This window comes from Allobosea massiliensis (genome assembly GCF_042655245.1).
Lineage (GTDB): Bacteria > Pseudomonadota > Alphaproteobacteria > Rhizobiales > Beijerinckiaceae > Allobosea > Allobosea massiliensis.
This window is the reverse complement of sequence record NZ_JBHSLU010000040.1, coordinates 1-15,650: the sequence shown is the minus strand read 5'-3', so window position 1 is coordinate 15,650 and position 15,650 is coordinate 1. Positions and strand designations below refer to the sequence as shown.

Genomic DNA, 15,650 nt, shown 5'->3' with positions numbered 1-15,650 from the left:
ATGCATCAGGAGTTCCTCGACGCTTATAATCAAGAGCTCCGCCTCTTCATGGAGCACACGAAGGAATTCGCCGAAGAGTATCCGGGGATTGCCGAAAGACTGGGCGGGCTCGTCGGCGACCGGATGGACCCGATGGTGGCTGGGCTGCTCGAGGGGGCGGCTTTCCTGGCGGCGCGGGTGCAGCTCAAGCTCAAGCACGAGTTTCCCGAGTTCACCACCAATCTGCTCGAGCAGCTGGTGCCGAACTATCTGGCGCCGACGCCCTCGGCGCTGCTCGCCGGCATCCGGCCCCCGTTCTCCGATCCCGGCCTGCGCGAGGGCCTGACGATCCCGCGTGGCTCCTATATCGATGCCACCTATCTCGAGCGCGAGCGGCGCGTCGCCTGCCGCTACCGTCTGGGGACGGACGTGACGCTCTGGCCCTTCGATGTCGCGGCTGCCGAATACATCCCCGCGCCCGGCCCGCTGCAGGCGCTCGGCCTGTCCACCGACCACCGGGTCCTCTCGGGGCTGCGGCTGACGCTGACGCACCGGACGAGCGCCGATCCCGAGCAGGAGCCGTCGGCGGCGCAGGCGCTCAAGACGCCGACGAGCTGGTTCGCCGGCTGCCGCTGCAAGGAGCTGAGCGTCCATCTGCTCGGGGCGGAGGCCGATGCGGTCGCGCTTTACGAGCAGCTCTTCGGCGACTGTGTCGGCATCTATTTCCGCCATCTCGACGAATTCGGCGATCCCGTCATCACCCCGGCCGATGGAGTCACGCTGGAGCAGATCGGATTCGGCGAGGACGAGGCGCTGCTGCCGGCCGACACCCGCGTCTTCCGCGGTTTCGACCTGCTGCGCGAGCTGTTCTGGTTCCCGCGCAAATTCCTCGGCTTCCGTCTCTCCGGGCTGGCGCGGATCATGCCGAAGCTGACGGCGAAGACGGTCGACGTGATCTTCGTCTTCGACGAGGTCAATACGCGGCTGGCGGCGGCGGTCCAGAAGCCGATGTTCGCGCTCTATGCCGCGCCCGCGATCAACCTCTTCGAGAAGACGCTGGACCGCGTGCCGGTGCGGACCAACCAGCACGAGTTCCATGTCGTGCCCGATCGCAGCCGCCCGCTCGACTATGAGCCGCACAGCCTGCTCTCGGTCCACGCCCATTATGCCGGCGGGCGCGAGAAGCAGCCCGTCCACCCGCTCTATTCCTCGCCGGAAGGGGCCTCCCCGACGCATGGACTGCTCTATACGCAGCGCCGTCTGCCGCGCCGCCGCTCGGTCGCCGAGCGCCGGCTCGGCCGGGCCTCGGACTATACCGGCACGGACATGTTCATCTCGCTGGTCGAGCCCGCGGGCGTCGCAGACAGTGTCTCGGTGGCGGAGCTGAGCCTGCGCGCGCTCTGCTCGAACCGGCACCTGCCGGAGCATCTGCCGACCGGCGAGGGCGGCGCCGATTTCCGGCTGATCGACAATGTCGCGCTCGACGTCGCCTGCCTGTCGGGGCCGACGCCGCCGCGTGAGCCGGTCGTCTCGCAATTGCGGCTGCGCTCGGAGACGGCTAGCACCGGCGTCGTCACCTGGCGGCTGATCAACCTGCTCAGCCTGAACCATCTCGGCCTCGTCCAGCGCGGCGCCGGCCAGAACGGCGAGGCGCTGCGGGAACTGCTCTCGCTCTTCGCCGATCTCGCCGACAGCGCCACCGAGCGGCGCATCCGCGGCATCAAGAGCGTCGACAGTCGCCCTGTCGTGCGGCGCTTTCCGCAGCGCGCGGGAACGGGGGCAGCGAGGGGGCTCGAAATCACTGTCGTGCTCGACGAGAAGGCCTTCGAGGGCTCCGGCGTCTTCCTGCTCGGTGCCGTGCTCGACCGCTTCTTCGCGGAGTACGCCGCGATGAACCATTTCACCCAGACGGTGATCCGCACCGTCGAGCGCGGCGAGGTGATGCGCTGGCCGCCGCGCGCCGGATCGAGGCGGATCCTGTGAGCGAGGACATCCCCCTCCAGCGCGAGCCGAGCTATGCGGAGCGCCTCCAGGAGGAGCCCTGGCGCTTCGACTTCTTTGCCGTGCTACGCCGGCTGGAACGCAGCTTCCCGGAGCGGCCGCGCATCGGCGACGTGCCGGCGCGGCGGGACGAATATGTCGCGCTGGGCGAGCAGGCCTTTCTCGATTTCGCGGCCTCGACCCTTGCGGAAGCCGATCGCGACGGACAGGGGCGCCTGCGCCTCTTCGTCAAGTTCCTCGGCCTGCTCGGGCCCCAGGGCGCGCTGCCGCTGGCCACGACGGAGGAGAGCTATCACTGGCAGCTCGCGCGCGACGACGCCTTTCCGCGCTTCCTCGACATCTTCAACCACCGCTTCCTGCAGCTGTTCTTTCGGGCCTGGGCGGATTCGCGCCCCATCGCGCAGCACGACCGGCCGGAGCGGGACCGTTTCGCGGCCTATGTCGGCAGCCAGATCGGGCTGGGTTCGGCGCCCTATCTCAGGCGCGACAGCGTGCCCGATGCGGAGAAACTCGCCCATGCCGGGCTGATCGGCGCGCAGGCCAAATCGGCCTCGCGGCTGCGCGGGCTCTTGGCCGGGCTGTTCAAGGCCGAGGTCGAGATCGAGCAGTTCGTCGGCATGCGCCTGGTCTTCGACCCCGCGGACCGCACCCGGCTCGGCAGCCGGCACTGCACGCTGGGCGGCGACGCGCTGCTCGGCGCCAGCGTCTACAGTGTCGAGGACAAGTTCCGCATCTGCATCGTCGCACGCAGCCTCGACGAGTTCGCGCGCTTCCTGCCGAGCGGGGACCGCTGCGAGAAGCTGGCGGATGCGGTCTTCTTCCATCTCGGCGAGGGGCTGGAATGGGATGTCGAACTCGCCCTGCCGGTCGGCGAGGTCAAGCCCGCCCGGCTCGGCCAGTTCGGCCAGCTCGGCTGGACGAGCTGGATGGCGCCCAACTGGGATGCCCCGCCCGGCACGCTGCGCCGCGACGCTCGTTTCCATCCGGCCGAGCGCCTGCGCGAGCAACGCAGCCGGGCGCGTTCGACCCCCGCCACCCGATCATCCTGACGCCCGAGGAGACCATCATGGCCGACATCAGTCTCGAAGCCGTCACAGGCAAGCTCAACCGGGTCGGCTACGAGGCCTTCATCCAGGCGCTGCGGCAGGCCAAGGGCGCCGGCAACCGCAATGTCGAGCTGGCGCACTGGCTGGCGCAGATCCTGCTGCGGCCCGCCACCGATCTCGGCCTGACGGCGCAGCATTTCGGGCTGGACATGGGCCGGCTCGCTGCCGACATCGGCGGGGTCATCGAGGGCTTCCGCAAGAACGAGACGGAGATGCCCGGCGTCGCCAACAGCATCGTCGACGGGCTCGATCGCGGCTGGCATTACGCGACGCTGTTCTTCGGCGAGACGCAGATCCGCACCGGCCATGTGCTCGTCGCCATCCTCAAGTCGAACGACCTTCGCCGCGTCCTGACGGGCATATCCAAGGAGTTCGGCAAGATCCCGGTCGACGAACTCGCCGCCGGCCACGCCAAGATCTGGGAGGCCTCGGAGGAGGAGAACCTGCGGCCGATGGACGGCTCGGGCTTGCGCGCGGCCGGGACTCCCGGCGCCGAACAGGCTGAGGGCGCGAAGGGGACGACCGCGCTCGACCGGTTCTCGCAGGACCTCACGGCCAAGGCCCGCACGGGGACGATGGACCCGATCCTCGGCCGCGACGACGAGATCCGCCAGGTCATCGACGTGCTGATGCGCAGGCGCCAGAACAATCCGATCCTCACCGGCGAGGCCGGCGTCGGCAAGACCGCGATCGCCGAGGGCTTCGCCCAGCGCGTGGCATCCGGCGACGTGCCGCCACCGCTCAAGGGCGTGCGCGTCTGCGCGCTCGATATCGGCCTGATGCAGGCCGGCGCCTCGATGAAGGGCGAGTTCGAGCAGCGGCTGCGCTCGGTGATCGACGAGGTGCAGTCCTCGCCGACGCCGGTGATCCTGTTCATCGACGAGGCGCATACGCTGATCGGCGCCGGCGGGGCGGCCGGCACGGGCGACGCCGCCAATCTGCTCAAGCCCGCTTTGGCGCGCGGCACGTTGCGGACGATCGCGGCGACGACCTGGTCGGAATACCGGCAGTATTTCGAGAAGGACCCGGCGCTGACCCGGCGCTTCCAGCCGGTCAATGTCGACGAGCCGGACGTGGCGCGCTGCTGCACCATGCTGCGCGGGCTGATCGGCCCGATGGAAAAGCACCACAAGGTGCGCATCTCGGACGCCGCGATCGTCGCGGCAGTGACGCTGTCGCACCGCTACATCCCGGCCCGCCAGCTGCCCGACAAGGCGGTCAGCCTGCTCGACACGGCCTGCGCCCGCGTCGCGATCAGCCAGAGTGCGACCCCGGCCGCGATCGAGGATGCCCGCGTCGCCCTCGCCGCGCTGGCGCAGGAGAAGGCGGCGCTGACGGCCGACCAGGATCTCGGCGGCGACACCGCCAAGCGCCTGGCCGAGATCGAGACCGAGAGCGCCGAAGGGCAGGAGAAGCTCGCCGCGCTGGAGGCCGCCTGGGCGAGCGAACTCGCCATCGTCGAGGAGATCAAGGCGCTGCGGGCGAAGCTCGCAGAGCCGCCGGCCTCGGCCGCCGATCCGAAGGCGGAGGTCGCCCAGCAGGTCGCGGCCGAGCAAGCCGGTGCCGAGGCACCGCCCGCCGCCGAACCGGCTCCGGATGGCGCAGCCGACCCGGCCGCGGCGCGCGAGGCGCTGGCGGCAAAATTCGCCGCGCTCTCCGAAATCGATCCGGCACAGCGCATGATCTACGCCCATGTCGACGAACAGTCGGTCGCCTCGGTCGTCTCCGACTGGACCGGGATTCCCGTCGGCCGCATGGTCGCCGACGAAATCGAGACGGTGCTGAAGCTGGCGGACACGCTGAACAAGCGTGTTGTCGGCCAGGATCACGGGCTGGCGATGATCGCCCGGCGCATCGAGACCAACCGCGCCAAGCTCGACAACCCCAACAAGCCGATCGGCGTCTTCATGCTCTGCGGCCCCTCGGGCGTCGGCAAGACCGAGACGGCGCTGGCGCTGGCCGAGCAGCTCTATGGCGGCGAGCAGAACGTCATCACCATCAACATGTCCGAGTTCCAGGAGGCGCACACCGTCTCGACGCTGAAGGGCGCGCCTCCCGGCTATGTCGGCTATGGCGAGGGCGGGCGGCTGACCGAGGCCGTGCGGCGCAAGCCCTATTCGGTCGTCCTGCTCGACGAGATCGAGAAGGCGCATCCGGATGTCCACGAGCTGTTCTTCCAGGTCTTCGACAAGGGCGTGATGGAGGACGGCACCGGCCGGCGCATCGACTTCAAGAACACGCTGATCATCCTGACCTCGAATGTCGGCACCGACGAGATCATGCGGATGGCTTCCGACCCGGCGCAGCGCGCCGATCCGGAGTCGATCGCGGTGGCGCTGCGGCCGGCGCTGCTCAAGGTGTTCCCGCCGGCCCTGATCGGGCGCCTGGTGACGATCCCCTATTACCCGCTCTCGCCGGACATGCTGGGCGGGATCGTGCGGCTGCAACTCGGCCGCATCGGCAAGCGCATCGCCGAGAACCACGGCGCCGCCTTCGTCTATGACGATGCGGTCGTCGCCCATATCGTCGCGCAGTGCAACGACCCGGACTCCGGCGGCCGCATGATCGACAACATCGTCACCAACTCGATGCTGCCGGCGCTCTCGCGCGCGATCCTCGGCCTGCAGCTCGAGAAAAAGCCCCTGACGGAGGCGAAGGTCTCGGTCGAAAACGGTGCGTTTGCTTACGCCGTGTCGTGAACGGAGAGGGCCGCTGATGTTGCAGCCAGCGCGACTGAAGACCCGACCGGGCGCGGAGGGCGGCAGCGGGCGGTCGGTCGAGCCGCCGCGCCCGGGCCTTCGGCGGCGGCCCACGCGCGTCGGGCGCTTCGGCCGCATCATGGTGCTGTTGATCGCGCTTGCCGGCACCGCCTGGTCGGGCGTCGCGACCTGGCTGCTCTATCGCGAGAAGGCGGTGGTGGCCGCGCTGCAGCAGGAGCAGCAGGTGCTGCAGGCCAGCTATGACGAGCGCATGCGGGTCCTGACCCGTCGCCTCGTCAGTTCGATCGCGACGCAGCGCGCGCCCGGTGCCGCGCCACGCGAGGGTGGCGGCGACGATCAGCTCGCCGATCTGATCGCGCGGCAGATCGAGCTCGAGGCGCGACAGAACCTGCTGGGCACGCTGACCGGCCAGGCGGTCGCGCCCGTACTGCCCAACAGCGGCGCGCAGGTACCGGGCGGGGGCGGCGGGCTCGCCGCCGACCCGTTCCAGGGCAATATCCTCGAGCGCATCAACCCCACCGTCGTGGCGCCACAGAAGCGGCTGGCGGCGGCGGCGCTGCGGGCCGAGGAGGCGATGCCTCTCTCCGAGCGGGTGACGCTGCTGCAGCAATCGCTCGACCGCATCGACCAGGCTCAGGGGCAGCAGGTCTCGGCGCTGGGCCTGCGCCTCGCCGGGCGGGTGCAGGAGGTGAGGGCGGCGCTGGCCGATCTCGGGCTCGATGTCGGCAAGGTCCGGCTGCCTCCAGCGCGGCAGGCGATGGGCGGGCCGCTGATCCCGCTCTCGGTGACGATGCGCCCGGGCAGCTTCGAGCATCGCGTGCTGCAACTCGGCGAGGCGCAGGCGAATTTCGGACGCTGGCGGGAGCTGGCGCAGATCGTGCCGTTGCGCCGCCCGCTGGACGGCGACGACAGCACGACCAGCAATTTCGGCATGCGCACCGACCCCTTCACCGGCGCTGCGGCGATGCATTCCGGCATGGATTTCCGCGGCGAGACCGGCACGCCGATCCGCGCCACCGGCGCCGGCAAGGTGCTGCGGGCGGAGGTCGCGGGCGGCTATGGCAATCTGGTCGAGCTCGACCATGGCAATGGGCTCACGACGCGCTACGCGCATCTCAGCGCCTTCGACGTGAAGCCCGACCAGATCGTTCCGCCCGGCGCGATCATCGGCCGCCTCGGCTCGACCGGCCGCTCGACCGGCCCGCATCTGCATTACGAGACGCGACTGGCGGGCGAGGCGACCAACCCGCTGAAGTTCATCGAAGTGGGCACCCGCCTGTCGCAGCCCTCGCTGCCGCCGGGGGTGAGGTGAGTGCTGCAAAGCCTGACGTTGACCCTCTGCCGTCATCCTGGTCGACCGGGATCCATCATCGGGCGGGACGTCGTCCTCTGATGGATCCCGGCCTGTTCGGCTTCACCGCTTGTCCAGGATGACGGGTTGGTTGTGCTTGCAACAGCTCAGGCGGCCGCCGCCTCCGCCATGAAGGCCTCCAGCGCCTCCTGCTCGGCCGTCGAGAGGCGCAGGCCCAGCTTGCTGCGGCGCCAGAGCACGTCGGCGGCCTGTTTCGCCCATTCCGCCTGCATCAGGTAGCGGACCTCGCGCTCGTAGAGATCGGCGCCGAAATGGCGGCCGAGATCGGCCTCCTGGCCAGCGCCCTGCAGGATCTCGCGCGCCTTGGTGCCATAGGCCCGCACCAGCCGCGCAATGGTCGCGCGGGCGAGCCAGGGATGGGCGGCAGCGAGCGCGTCGACCTGCGCCTCAAAGCCCTCGACCGGGAAATCGCCGCCCGGCAGCGTGCCGGTGACGGTCCAGGCCGGGCGTGCGGCCCAGGCGGCGTGGGGACCGAGCTTTTCCAACGCGGATTCGGCGAGGCGGCGATAGGTCGTGATCTTGCCGCCGAAGACGGAGAGCAGCGGCGCCTGGCCCTGCGGCGCGTCGAGCGTCAGGACATAGTCGCGCGTCGCCTCCTGCGCCTTGCTGGCGCCGTCGTCATAGAGCGGGCGCACGCCGGAATAGGTCCAGACCACGGAGGACGGGGTCACCGGCTCGCGGAAATACTCGCTCGCGGCGGCGCAGAGATAGTCGATCTCCTCGGGCGTCGCCTTGGCGTCGGAGGGATTGCCGCGATAGTCGCGGTCGGTCGTGCCGATCAGCGTGAAGTCGCGCTCATAGGGGATCGCGAAGATGATCCGCCCGTCGGCGTTCTGGAAGATGTAGCAACGGTCGTGATCGTAGAGCCGGGGCACGACGATATGGCTGCCCTGGACCATGCGGACGGCGGCCTTGGTGTTGGAGCGGACGACGCCGCCGAGCACGTCGCCGACCCAGGGGCCGGCCGCATTGACCAGCGCCTTCGCCAGCACGCTGTGGCGGGTGCCGTTCGTCTCCGCGGTGATGCGCCACAAGCCGCCCTCGCGATCGGCCGAGACGACGCGGGCGCGGGTGTGGATCGTGGCGCCCTTCGCGGCGGCGTCCATGGCGTTGAGCACGACGAGGCGCGAATCCTCGACCCAGCAATCGGAATACTCGAAGGCGGTGGCGCCGTTGTCCTTGAGCGGCCGGCCGGTAGCATCCTGCGAAAGGTCTAGCGTGCGCGTCGCCGGCAGTTTCTTGCGGCCGCCGATATGGTCGTAGAGGAACAGACCGAGCCGCAGCAGCCAAGCCGGGCGCAGGCCCCTGTGATGCGGCAGCACGAAGCGCAGCGGCCAGATGATGTGCGGGGCGATCGCCCAGAGCCGCTCGCGCTCCATCAGCGCCTCGCGCACGAGCCGGAACTCGTAATGCTCGAGATAGCGCAGACCGCCGTGGATCAGCTTGGTCGAGGCCGAGGAGGTCGCGCTGGCGAGGTCGTCCTTCTCGAAGAGGACGACGGAGGCGCCGCGTCCCGCCGCGTCGCGGGCGATGCCGCAGCCATTGATGCCGCCGCCGATGACGGCGAGGTCGTAGGGGGTGTCGGTCTCGGGCATTCCGGTCTCGGTCATTCCGGTCTCAGGCTTTGAAGATGGTCTCACCCGTCAACCCGTGGCGGGCGCAGGCGTTGCGCGTGTCGACGACGAGCTTGGCATGGGCCACGACCAGTGCGTAGTCGACATCGTCATGGTCGGTGGCGATCAGCACCGCGTCGAAGCCGGCGATCGCGTCTGCCGTCAGCGGCGTGCTCGGACGGGCGGCCAGCGCGCCGTGCTTGCGGCTCTTGCGGATCGCCGGGATATGGGGGTCGTGATAGGCGGCCTCTGCGCCCCGGGCCTCGATCAGCTCGATCAGCTTGAGGGCCGGGCTCTCGCGCATGTCCTCGACGTTCTTCTTGTAGGCGAGGCCGAGAACGAGGATGCGCGCGCCGCTGAAGCTGCGGCCGAGCTGGCGGTCGACGAGTTCGGCCAGCCGATCGACGACGCGATAGGGCATCTCGGTGTTGATCTGCCCGGCGAGTTCGATGAAGCGGGTGGCGATGTCGAATTCGCGCGCCTTCCAGGTCAGATAGAAGGGATCGATCGGGATGCAGTGCCCGCCGAGGCCCGGGCCCGGATAGAACGGCATGAAGCCGAAGGGCTTGGTCTTGGCGGCGTCGATCACCTCCCAGATGTCGATGCCCATGGCCGCATAGACCTGCTTGAGCTCGTTCACGAGGGCGATGTTGACGGCGCGGAAGATGTTCTCGGTCAGCTTCACCGCCTCGGCCGTGGCGGTCGAGGAGACCGGCACGGTCCTGACGACGAGGGCGCCATAGAGCGCGTTCGCCATGGCGAGCGCCGCAGGGCCGTCGCCGCCGACGACCTTGGGAATGTCGGAGGTGCCGAACTGGGCGTTGCCGGGGTCCTCCCGCTCGGGCGAATAGGCGAGGAAGACATCCGTGCCGCTGCTCAGGCCCGAGGCCTCCTCGAGGATCGGCCGCATCAGCTCGTCGGTCGTGCCCGGATAGGTCGTCGATTCCAGCACGATGAGCTGGCCGCGCCGCAGGCGCCGGCCGATCGCCCGCGTGGTCTGCTCGACGAACGAGAGATCGGGCTCGCGCTGGCGCGAGAGCGGGGTCGGAACGCAGATCAGCAGGGCGTCGGGCTCGGAGAGCCGGTCGAAATCGGTCGTCGCTTCGAAGCGGCCCTCCGCGAGGCCGGCGACGATCAGGTCCATCGGGATGTGCTTGATCGTCTCGCGCCCGGCATTGATCTGGTCGACGCGGGCCTGGTCGATGTCGAAGCCGATGACGCGAATGCCCTGGCGGAGCGCGGCCAGCGCCAGCGGGATGCCGACATAGCCGAGCCCGATGACGCCGATCACCACCGAGCGGTCACGGACCTTCCCGACGAAATCCTGCGCGACATCAGCCAATTCCTGCACTCTCGCCTCCGGTTCGCGCAAAGCCGGCGCCCGTTCGAAACGGCGTGCCGGCCAGCCCGCGGTCCTTGCCGAGATCACCCGGTCTGTCAACGCGACCGGAGCGCCCGGCTTGCGCCGGCGCCGCCGTGGCGGTCAGATGCGCGCGAAGCGCCCGAGGCCCGCAAGCCGTTGCGGCGAACCACCGGATCCCGAACCGCCATGACCGTCACCGATATCGCGACGCGGACCTACAACCATGGCTGGCGGCTCGATCCGATCATCCGCAGCCTGCTCGACACGGATTTCTACAAGCTGCTGATGCTGCAGATGATCCGCGCCTTCCATCCGGAGGTGCAGGTCACCTTCTCGCTGATCAACCGCTCGAAGCACATCCGCCTCGCGGACATCGTCGACGAGGCGGAGCTGCGCGCCCAGCTCGACCATGCCCGCTCGGTGCGCTTCACCAAGAAGGAGCTGATCTGGCTCGCCGGCAACTCGTTCTACGGCAAGCGCCAGATGTTCTCGCCGGAGTTCCTGGCCTGGCTCGCCGATTTCCAGCTGCCGGATTACGAGCTGCGCCGGGTCGACGGGCAATACGAGCTGCATTTCGAGGGGCCCTGGACCCATACGACGATGTGGGAGGTGCCGGCTCTCGCCATCATCAACGAGCTGCGGGCGCGGCGCGTCATGGTCGGGCAGAAGCGGTTCGCGCTCGATGTGCTCTATGCCCGCGCCAAGGCGAAGATGTGGGACAAGGTCGAGCGGCTGCAGAGGCTGCCGAACCTCAAACTCTCCGATTTCGGCACGCGCCGGCGCCATGGCCATCTCTGGCAGCGCTGGTGCGTCGAGGCGCTGAAGGAGGGGCTAGGGCCGAAGTTCAGCGGCACCTCGAACGTCCTTCTGGCGATGGATGCCGATCTCGAGGCGATCGGCACCAATGCCCATGAGCTGCCGATGGTGCTGGCGGCGCTGGCCGACAGCGACGCCGAGCTGCTGCGCGCGCCTTATCGCGTGCTCGACGAGTGGCGCCAGGTCTATGGCGGCAATCTGCTGATCGCTCTGCCGGACGCCTTCGGAACGAGCGGCTTCCTGCGTCATGCGCCGGACTGGGTGGCGGACTGGACGGGCTTTCGGCCCGATTCCGCGCCGCCGATCGAGGCGGGCGAGGCGATCATGGCCTGGTGGCGCGAGCGCGGGCGCGATCCGCGCGAGAAGCTGCTGGTCTTCTCGGATGGGCTCGACGTCGATGCGATCGAGCGGGTCTACCGGCATTTCGACGGCAAGGTCCGCATGGCCTTCGGCTGGGGCACCGATCTCACCAACGATCTCGTCGGCTGCCTGCCCGACGGCTCGCGCGCGCTCGATCCGATGTCGCTGGTCTGCAAGGTCACCAAGGCGAACGGGCGCCCTGCTGTGAAGCTCTCCGACAATCCCGAGAAGGTCTCGGGCGAGGCGGAGGCGGTGGCGCGCTACCGGCGGGTCTTCGGGCGCGGCTGACATCGCGCCAGACCTGTCCGGCCGGCTCTGGTATGGCCCAAGAACAGTCCGCTCGCGAAAGCGTTATAGTTCGTTCGTCTGATGACTAGCGCAAGAGGCTTCGCGGCCCTTGCGTCATACAAGTCTTCCTGCTCTCCTGCGGTCAAGACGCCTCAATAAATAAGCGGCGCTTCAACAGGGGAGTGAGACATGACGTCTGCAAAGACCAAGGGAGAATCGCGTCGAAAATTCCTGAAGACCTCGCTGGTTGCCACGGCCGCGACGGTCGCTGCGCCCGCGATCGCGCAGCAAGCCGGGCCGATCGCCATGCGCTGGCAGAGCACATGGCCGTCGAAGGACATCTTCCACGAATACGCGCTCGACTTCGCCAAGAAGGTCAACGACATGACCGGCGGCGATCTGAAGATCGAGGTGCTGCCGGCCGGTGCGGTGGTGCCGGCCTTCGGGCTGCTGGAGGCGGTGTCCAAGGGCACGCTCGACGGCGGCCATGGCGTGCTCGTCTATCATTACGGCAAGCAGACGGCGCTGGCGCTGTGGGGCTCGGGCCCGGCCTATGCCATGGACGCCAACATGCTGCTCGCCTGGCACAAATATGGCGGCGGCAAGGAGCTGCTGGCGAAGCTCTACGCCTCGATCGGCGCCAATGTGCAGTCCTTCCCCTATGGCCCGATGCCGACCCAGCCGCTCGGCTGGTTCAAGAAGCCGGTGACGAAGCTCGAGGATCTGAAGGGGCTGAAATACCGCACCGTCGGCATCTCGATCGACATCTTCACGGCGATGGGGCTCGCGGTGAACGCGCTGCCGGGCGGCGAGATCGTCTCGGCCATGGATCGCGGCCTGCTCGACGCGGCCGAGTTCAACAATGCGAGTTCCGACCGGGTGCTCGGATTCCCCGACGTTTCGAAGGTCTGCATGCTGCAGAGCTACCACCAGAACGCCGAGCAATTCGAGATCATGTTCAACAAGACGAAGTTCGACGCCCTGCCGGACAAGATGAAGGCGATCATCGCCAACGCCGTCGAGGCCGGCTCGGCGGAGATGTCCTGGAAGGCAATCGACCGCTACTCGCAGGACTATGTCGAGCTCCAGACCAAGGACAAGGTGCGGTTCTACAAGACGCCGGATGCGATCCTGAAGCGCCAGCTCGAGCTCTATGACGAGGTGGCCAAGAAGAAGGCGGCCGAGAACCCGCTCTTCGCCGAGATCCTGCAGTCGCAACTCGCCTTCGCCAAGCGCGCGACGCGCTGGGAGCAGGACACGGTGGTCAGCCGCAGGATGGCCTTCGACCATTACTGGGGTCCCAACGGCGTCGCCGCCAAGCTCTGAGCCTCTAGTCACGACAACGGCCATGGCCCGCACCTCCGGTGCCGGCCATGGCGTGCGCATGCGAGGCCTGAATGAGCGTCGAGAAAGTCCTTCTGGCCTGCGACCGCGTCAGCACCTTCTTCGGCAAGCTGGCGGCCTGGCTGATCATCGGCCTGATGCTGCTGGTCTGCGCCGAGGTGTTCAAGCGCTACATCCTGAACGCGCCGACCGCCTGGATCTTCGACGCCAGCAACATGCTCTACGGCTCGCTGTTCATGCTCTGCGGCGCCTATACTCTGGCCCAGAACGGCCATGTCCGGGGCGATTTCCTGTACAGCTCGATGAAGCCGCGCACCCAGGCGGGGCTCGATCTGGCGCTCTACTTCCTGTTCTTCCTGCCCGGCATCTGCGCGCTGGTCTATGCGGGCTACGACTATGCCGCCGATTCCTGGCGCATCGGCGAGCATTCCAACGTCACGGCCGACGGGCCGCCGGTCTATCACTTCAAGACGGTGATCCCGGTCGCGGGCGCACTCGTGCTGCTGCAGGGCGTGGCGGAGATCGCGCGCTGCGTCGTCTGCCTCAAGACCGGCGCCTGGCCGGCGCGGCTCAAGGATGTCGCCGAGATCGACGTCGTCGAGGAGCAGCTCGCGGCGAGCGAGCATCTCGACGAGGCGACGCGGAAGGCCGCGATCGAACGCACGCACAGCATCGACGAGACGGCCCGGCAGCGCGGGCTGGGCGGAGACCGGCATCCATGAGCGACCCCGCCCTCGGCCTGAGCATGCTCGGGCTCATCGTCGTCGTCATCATCCTTGGCTTTCCCACCGCCTTCACGCTGATGGGGCTGGGGATGATCTTCGGCTATATCGCCTTCTACGACCCGACCCAGGCCTGGTACGCGAACCGCATCTTCGATCTGATGGTCCAGCGCACCTATGGGGCGATGACCAACGACGTCCTGATCTCGATCCCGCTCTTCGTGCTGATGGGCTACGTGATGGAGCGGGGCGCGCTGGTCGACAAGATGTTCTACGCCGTGCAGCTCGCCTTCCGGAACGTGCCGGCGGCGCTGGCGGTGGCGACGCTGCTGGTCTGCACCTTCTGGGGCATCGCCAGCGGGCTGGTCGGCGCGGTCGTGGTACTGATGGGCGTCATCGCCCTCAACCCGATGCTGAAGGCGGGCTACGATGTCCGGCTGTCGTCGGGCGTGATCACGGCCGGCGGCACGCTCGGCATCCTGATCCCGCCCTCGGTGATGATCATCGTCTATGCGGCCGTGGCCGGACAATCGGTGGTGAAGCTCTACGCGGCCGCGATGTTCCCCGGCTTCTTCCTCGCCTTTCTCTATCTCGTCTACATCGTCGGCTGGGCGCTGCTGAACCCGCGCGTGGCGCCGGCGCTGCCGCCGGAGCAGCGGCAGGTTCCGGTCCCCGACTGGACGCGGACGCTCGCCGAGCCGCATCGCGGCCGGGTGTTTCCGGCGCTGAGCCTGGCGCTGCTCTCGCCGTTGCGGGTGCGCGGGATCCAGCGCGACGGACAGCCCCTCACCTGGGGCGCGCTGCTGCAGGCCTGGGCCTATGCGCTGGTGCCGCTCACGCTCGTCGCGGGGACGCTCGCGCTGATCTGGTGGTATGTCGTCATCCACCAGCAGGCCGGCGCGGCCGAGGCGCTGCCGGCGATCGAGCAGCTCGGCACGCCCGACCTCGTTCAGGAGGAGACGGGCGAGGGCAAGGGGCCGCCCACCGCCTTCTATCTCTGGTTCGGCGCCATCGCGCTCGGCTGCGCGGCGCTGATGCTGCGCTACTACGCCCGCATGACCGCGGAGCGGCTCGAGGTCATCCGCATGCTGACCGACGCCGTGCTGCCGCTCGGCCTGCTGACGGTGATCGTGCTGGCGGTGATCCTGTTCGGGATCACGACGGCGACCGAATCCGCCGCCGTCGGTGCAGCGGGTGCCTTCCTGCTCGCCTTCCATGCCCGGACGCTGAACTGGAAGAAGATCAAGGAGGCGGTGTTCCTGACCGCCAAGACCACATCGATGGTCTGCTGGCTCTTCGTCGGCTCGGCGATCTTTTCGGCCGTGTTCGCGCTGCTCGGCGGGCAGGCCCTGCTCGAGCGCTGGGTGCTGTCGCTGGACCTGTCGCCGCTGCAGTTCATGATCCTGTCGCAGGCGATCATCTTCGTGCTCGGCTGGCCGCTGGAATGGACCGAGATCATCGTGATCTTCGTGCCGATCTTCCTGCCGATGCTGAAGCATTTCGGCATCGACCCGATCCTCTGGGGGGTGCTGGTCTTCGTGAACCTGCAGGCTGCGTTCCTGTCGCCGCCGGTCGCGATGTCCGCCTTCTACCTCAAGGGCGTCGCTCCGCCGCATGTGACGATCAACCAGATCTTCGCGGGGATGATGCCCTATATGCTGATCGTGATCCTGTGCATGGTGCTGATGTATCTCTGGCCGGGGCTGACGCTGTGGCTGCCCGAGTATCTCTATGGCGGCTGAGCCATCGGGCCGCTCGCGAGGGGGCGGGCAGGGGTGCCTGCGCCTTGCAATCGCGGCCAAAACCCCCTAATGCGACCGCGCTTTCGGAAGGCCTCGCAGGGCCGGTGTCAGGAAACAGGGTGTCATGGCCAAAGAGAAATTCGCTCGCACGAAGCCGCACTGCAACATTGGAACGATTGGTCACGTCGACCATGGCAAGACGTCTTTGACGGCTGCGATCACGA

General features: G+C 68.3%; 11 protein-coding genes. 9 read left to right on the top strand and 2 right to left on the bottom strand.

Annotation, left to right across the window (positions count from 1 at the left end):
• Genes tssF through ACFPN9_RS13770 form a run of 4 tightly spaced genes read left to right on the top strand, consistent with a single transcriptional unit; the run spans position 1 to position 7,118 of the window.
• Positions 1-1,962, top strand: coding sequence for a type VI secretion system baseplate subunit TssF (tssF, locus tag ACFPN9_RS13785; RefSeq protein ID WP_066716927.1), 1,962 nt, complete (start codon positions 1-3; stop codon positions 1,960-1,962).
• Entirely contained in the window at positions 1,959-3,029 is a 1,071-nt protein-coding gene (gene tssG / locus ACFPN9_RS13780) for a type VI secretion system baseplate subunit TssG (RefSeq protein ID WP_066716930.1), read from the top strand. The genes tssF and tssG overlap by 4 nt, the downstream gene beginning before the upstream one ends.
• 17 nt (positions 3,030-3,046) lie before the next feature.
• Positions 3,047-5,785, top strand: coding sequence for a type VI secretion system ATPase TssH (gene tssH, locus ACFPN9_RS13775; RefSeq protein ID WP_066716932.1), 2,739 nt, complete (start codon positions 3,047-3,049; stop codon positions 5,783-5,785).
• A 16-nt stretch (positions 5,786-5,801) separates the two neighbouring features.
• Positions 5,802-7,118, top strand: coding sequence for a M23 family metallopeptidase (locus tag ACFPN9_RS13770; protein ID WP_066716935.1), 1,317 nt, complete (start codon positions 5,802-5,804; stop codon positions 7,116-7,118).
• A 146-nt stretch (positions 7,119-7,264) separates the two neighbouring features.
• Here the strand turns inward: ACFPN9_RS13770 and glpD are convergent, their stop codons facing one another.
• Complete coding sequence (gene glpD / locus ACFPN9_RS13765) at positions 7,265-8,788, bottom strand: glycerol-3-phosphate dehydrogenase (RefSeq protein ID WP_245282285.1); 1,524 nt, start codon at positions 8,786-8,788, stop codon at positions 7,265-7,267.
• A gap of 7 nt (positions 8,789-8,795) precedes the next feature.
• Positions 8,796-10,142, bottom strand: coding sequence for a nucleotide sugar dehydrogenase (locus ACFPN9_RS13760; RefSeq protein ID WP_156446410.1), 1,347 nt, complete (start codon positions 10,140-10,142; stop codon positions 8,796-8,798).
• A gap of 198 nt (positions 10,143-10,340) precedes the next feature.
• Between ACFPN9_RS13760 and pncB the strand changes: the two genes are divergently transcribed.
• The 5 genes from pncB to ACFPN9_RS13735 form a co-directional block, all read left to right on the top strand.
• Positions 10,341-11,618 (top strand): nicotinate phosphoribosyltransferase, encoded by a 1,278-nt coding sequence (pncB, locus tag ACFPN9_RS13755; protein WP_066716938.1) that lies wholly within the window; start codon positions 10,341-10,343, stop codon positions 11,616-11,618.
• Between the two features lie 189 nt (positions 11,619-11,807).
• Entirely contained in the window at positions 11,808-12,944 is a 1,137-nt protein-coding gene (locus ACFPN9_RS13750) for a TRAP transporter substrate-binding protein (RefSeq protein ID WP_066716940.1), read from the top strand.
• Positions 12,945-13,015: 71 nt separating this feature from the next.
• A complete protein-coding gene (locus tag ACFPN9_RS13745) occupies positions 13,016-13,684 on the top strand; it encodes a TRAP transporter small permease subunit (protein WP_066716943.1) in 669 nt (222 codons plus the stop codon).
• Positions 13,681-15,426 carry a TRAP transporter large permease gene (locus tag ACFPN9_RS13740; RefSeq protein WP_066716946.1) on the top strand — a complete coding sequence of 582 codons (1,746 nt, stop codon included), beginning with the start codon at positions 13,681-13,683 and terminating at the stop codon, positions 15,424-15,426. Before ACFPN9_RS13745 ends, ACFPN9_RS13740 begins: the two co-directional genes overlap by 4 nt.
• A gap of 124 nt (positions 15,427-15,550) precedes the next feature.
• The coding region (locus tag ACFPN9_RS13735) for a GTP-binding protein (protein WP_156375624.1) at positions 15,551-15,650 on the top strand (100 nt) is incomplete at its 3' end.

Coding starts and splice junctions, on each gene's coding strand:
- ACFPN9_RS13740 (WP_066716946.1), top strand. CDS start 13,681: ATGAGCGACCCCGCCCTCGGCCTGAGCATGCTCGGGCTCATCGTCGTC.
- tssH (WP_066716932.1), top strand. CDS start 3,047: ATGGCCGACATCAGTCTCGAAGCCGTCACAGGCAAGCTCAACCGGGTC.
- ACFPN9_RS13750 (WP_066716940.1), top strand. CDS start 11,808: ATGACGTCTGCAAAGACCAAGGGAGAATCGCGTCGAAAATTCCTGAAG.
- tssF (WP_066716927.1), top strand. CDS start 1: ATGCATCAGGAGTTCCTCGACGCTTATAATCAAGAGCTCCGCCTCTTC.
- pncB (WP_066716938.1), top strand. CDS start 10,341: ATGACCGTCACCGATATCGCGACGCGGACCTACAACCATGGCTGGCGG.
- glpD (WP_245282285.1), bottom strand. CDS start 8,788: ATGACCGAGACCGGAATGCCCGAGACCGACACCCCCTACGACCTCGCC.
- ACFPN9_RS13745 (WP_066716943.1), top strand. CDS start 13,016: ATGAGCGTCGAGAAAGTCCTTCTGGCCTGCGACCGCGTCAGCACCTTC.
- ACFPN9_RS13770 (WP_066716935.1), top strand. CDS start 5,802: ATGTTGCAGCCAGCGCGACTGAAGACCCGACCGGGCGCGGAGGGCGGC.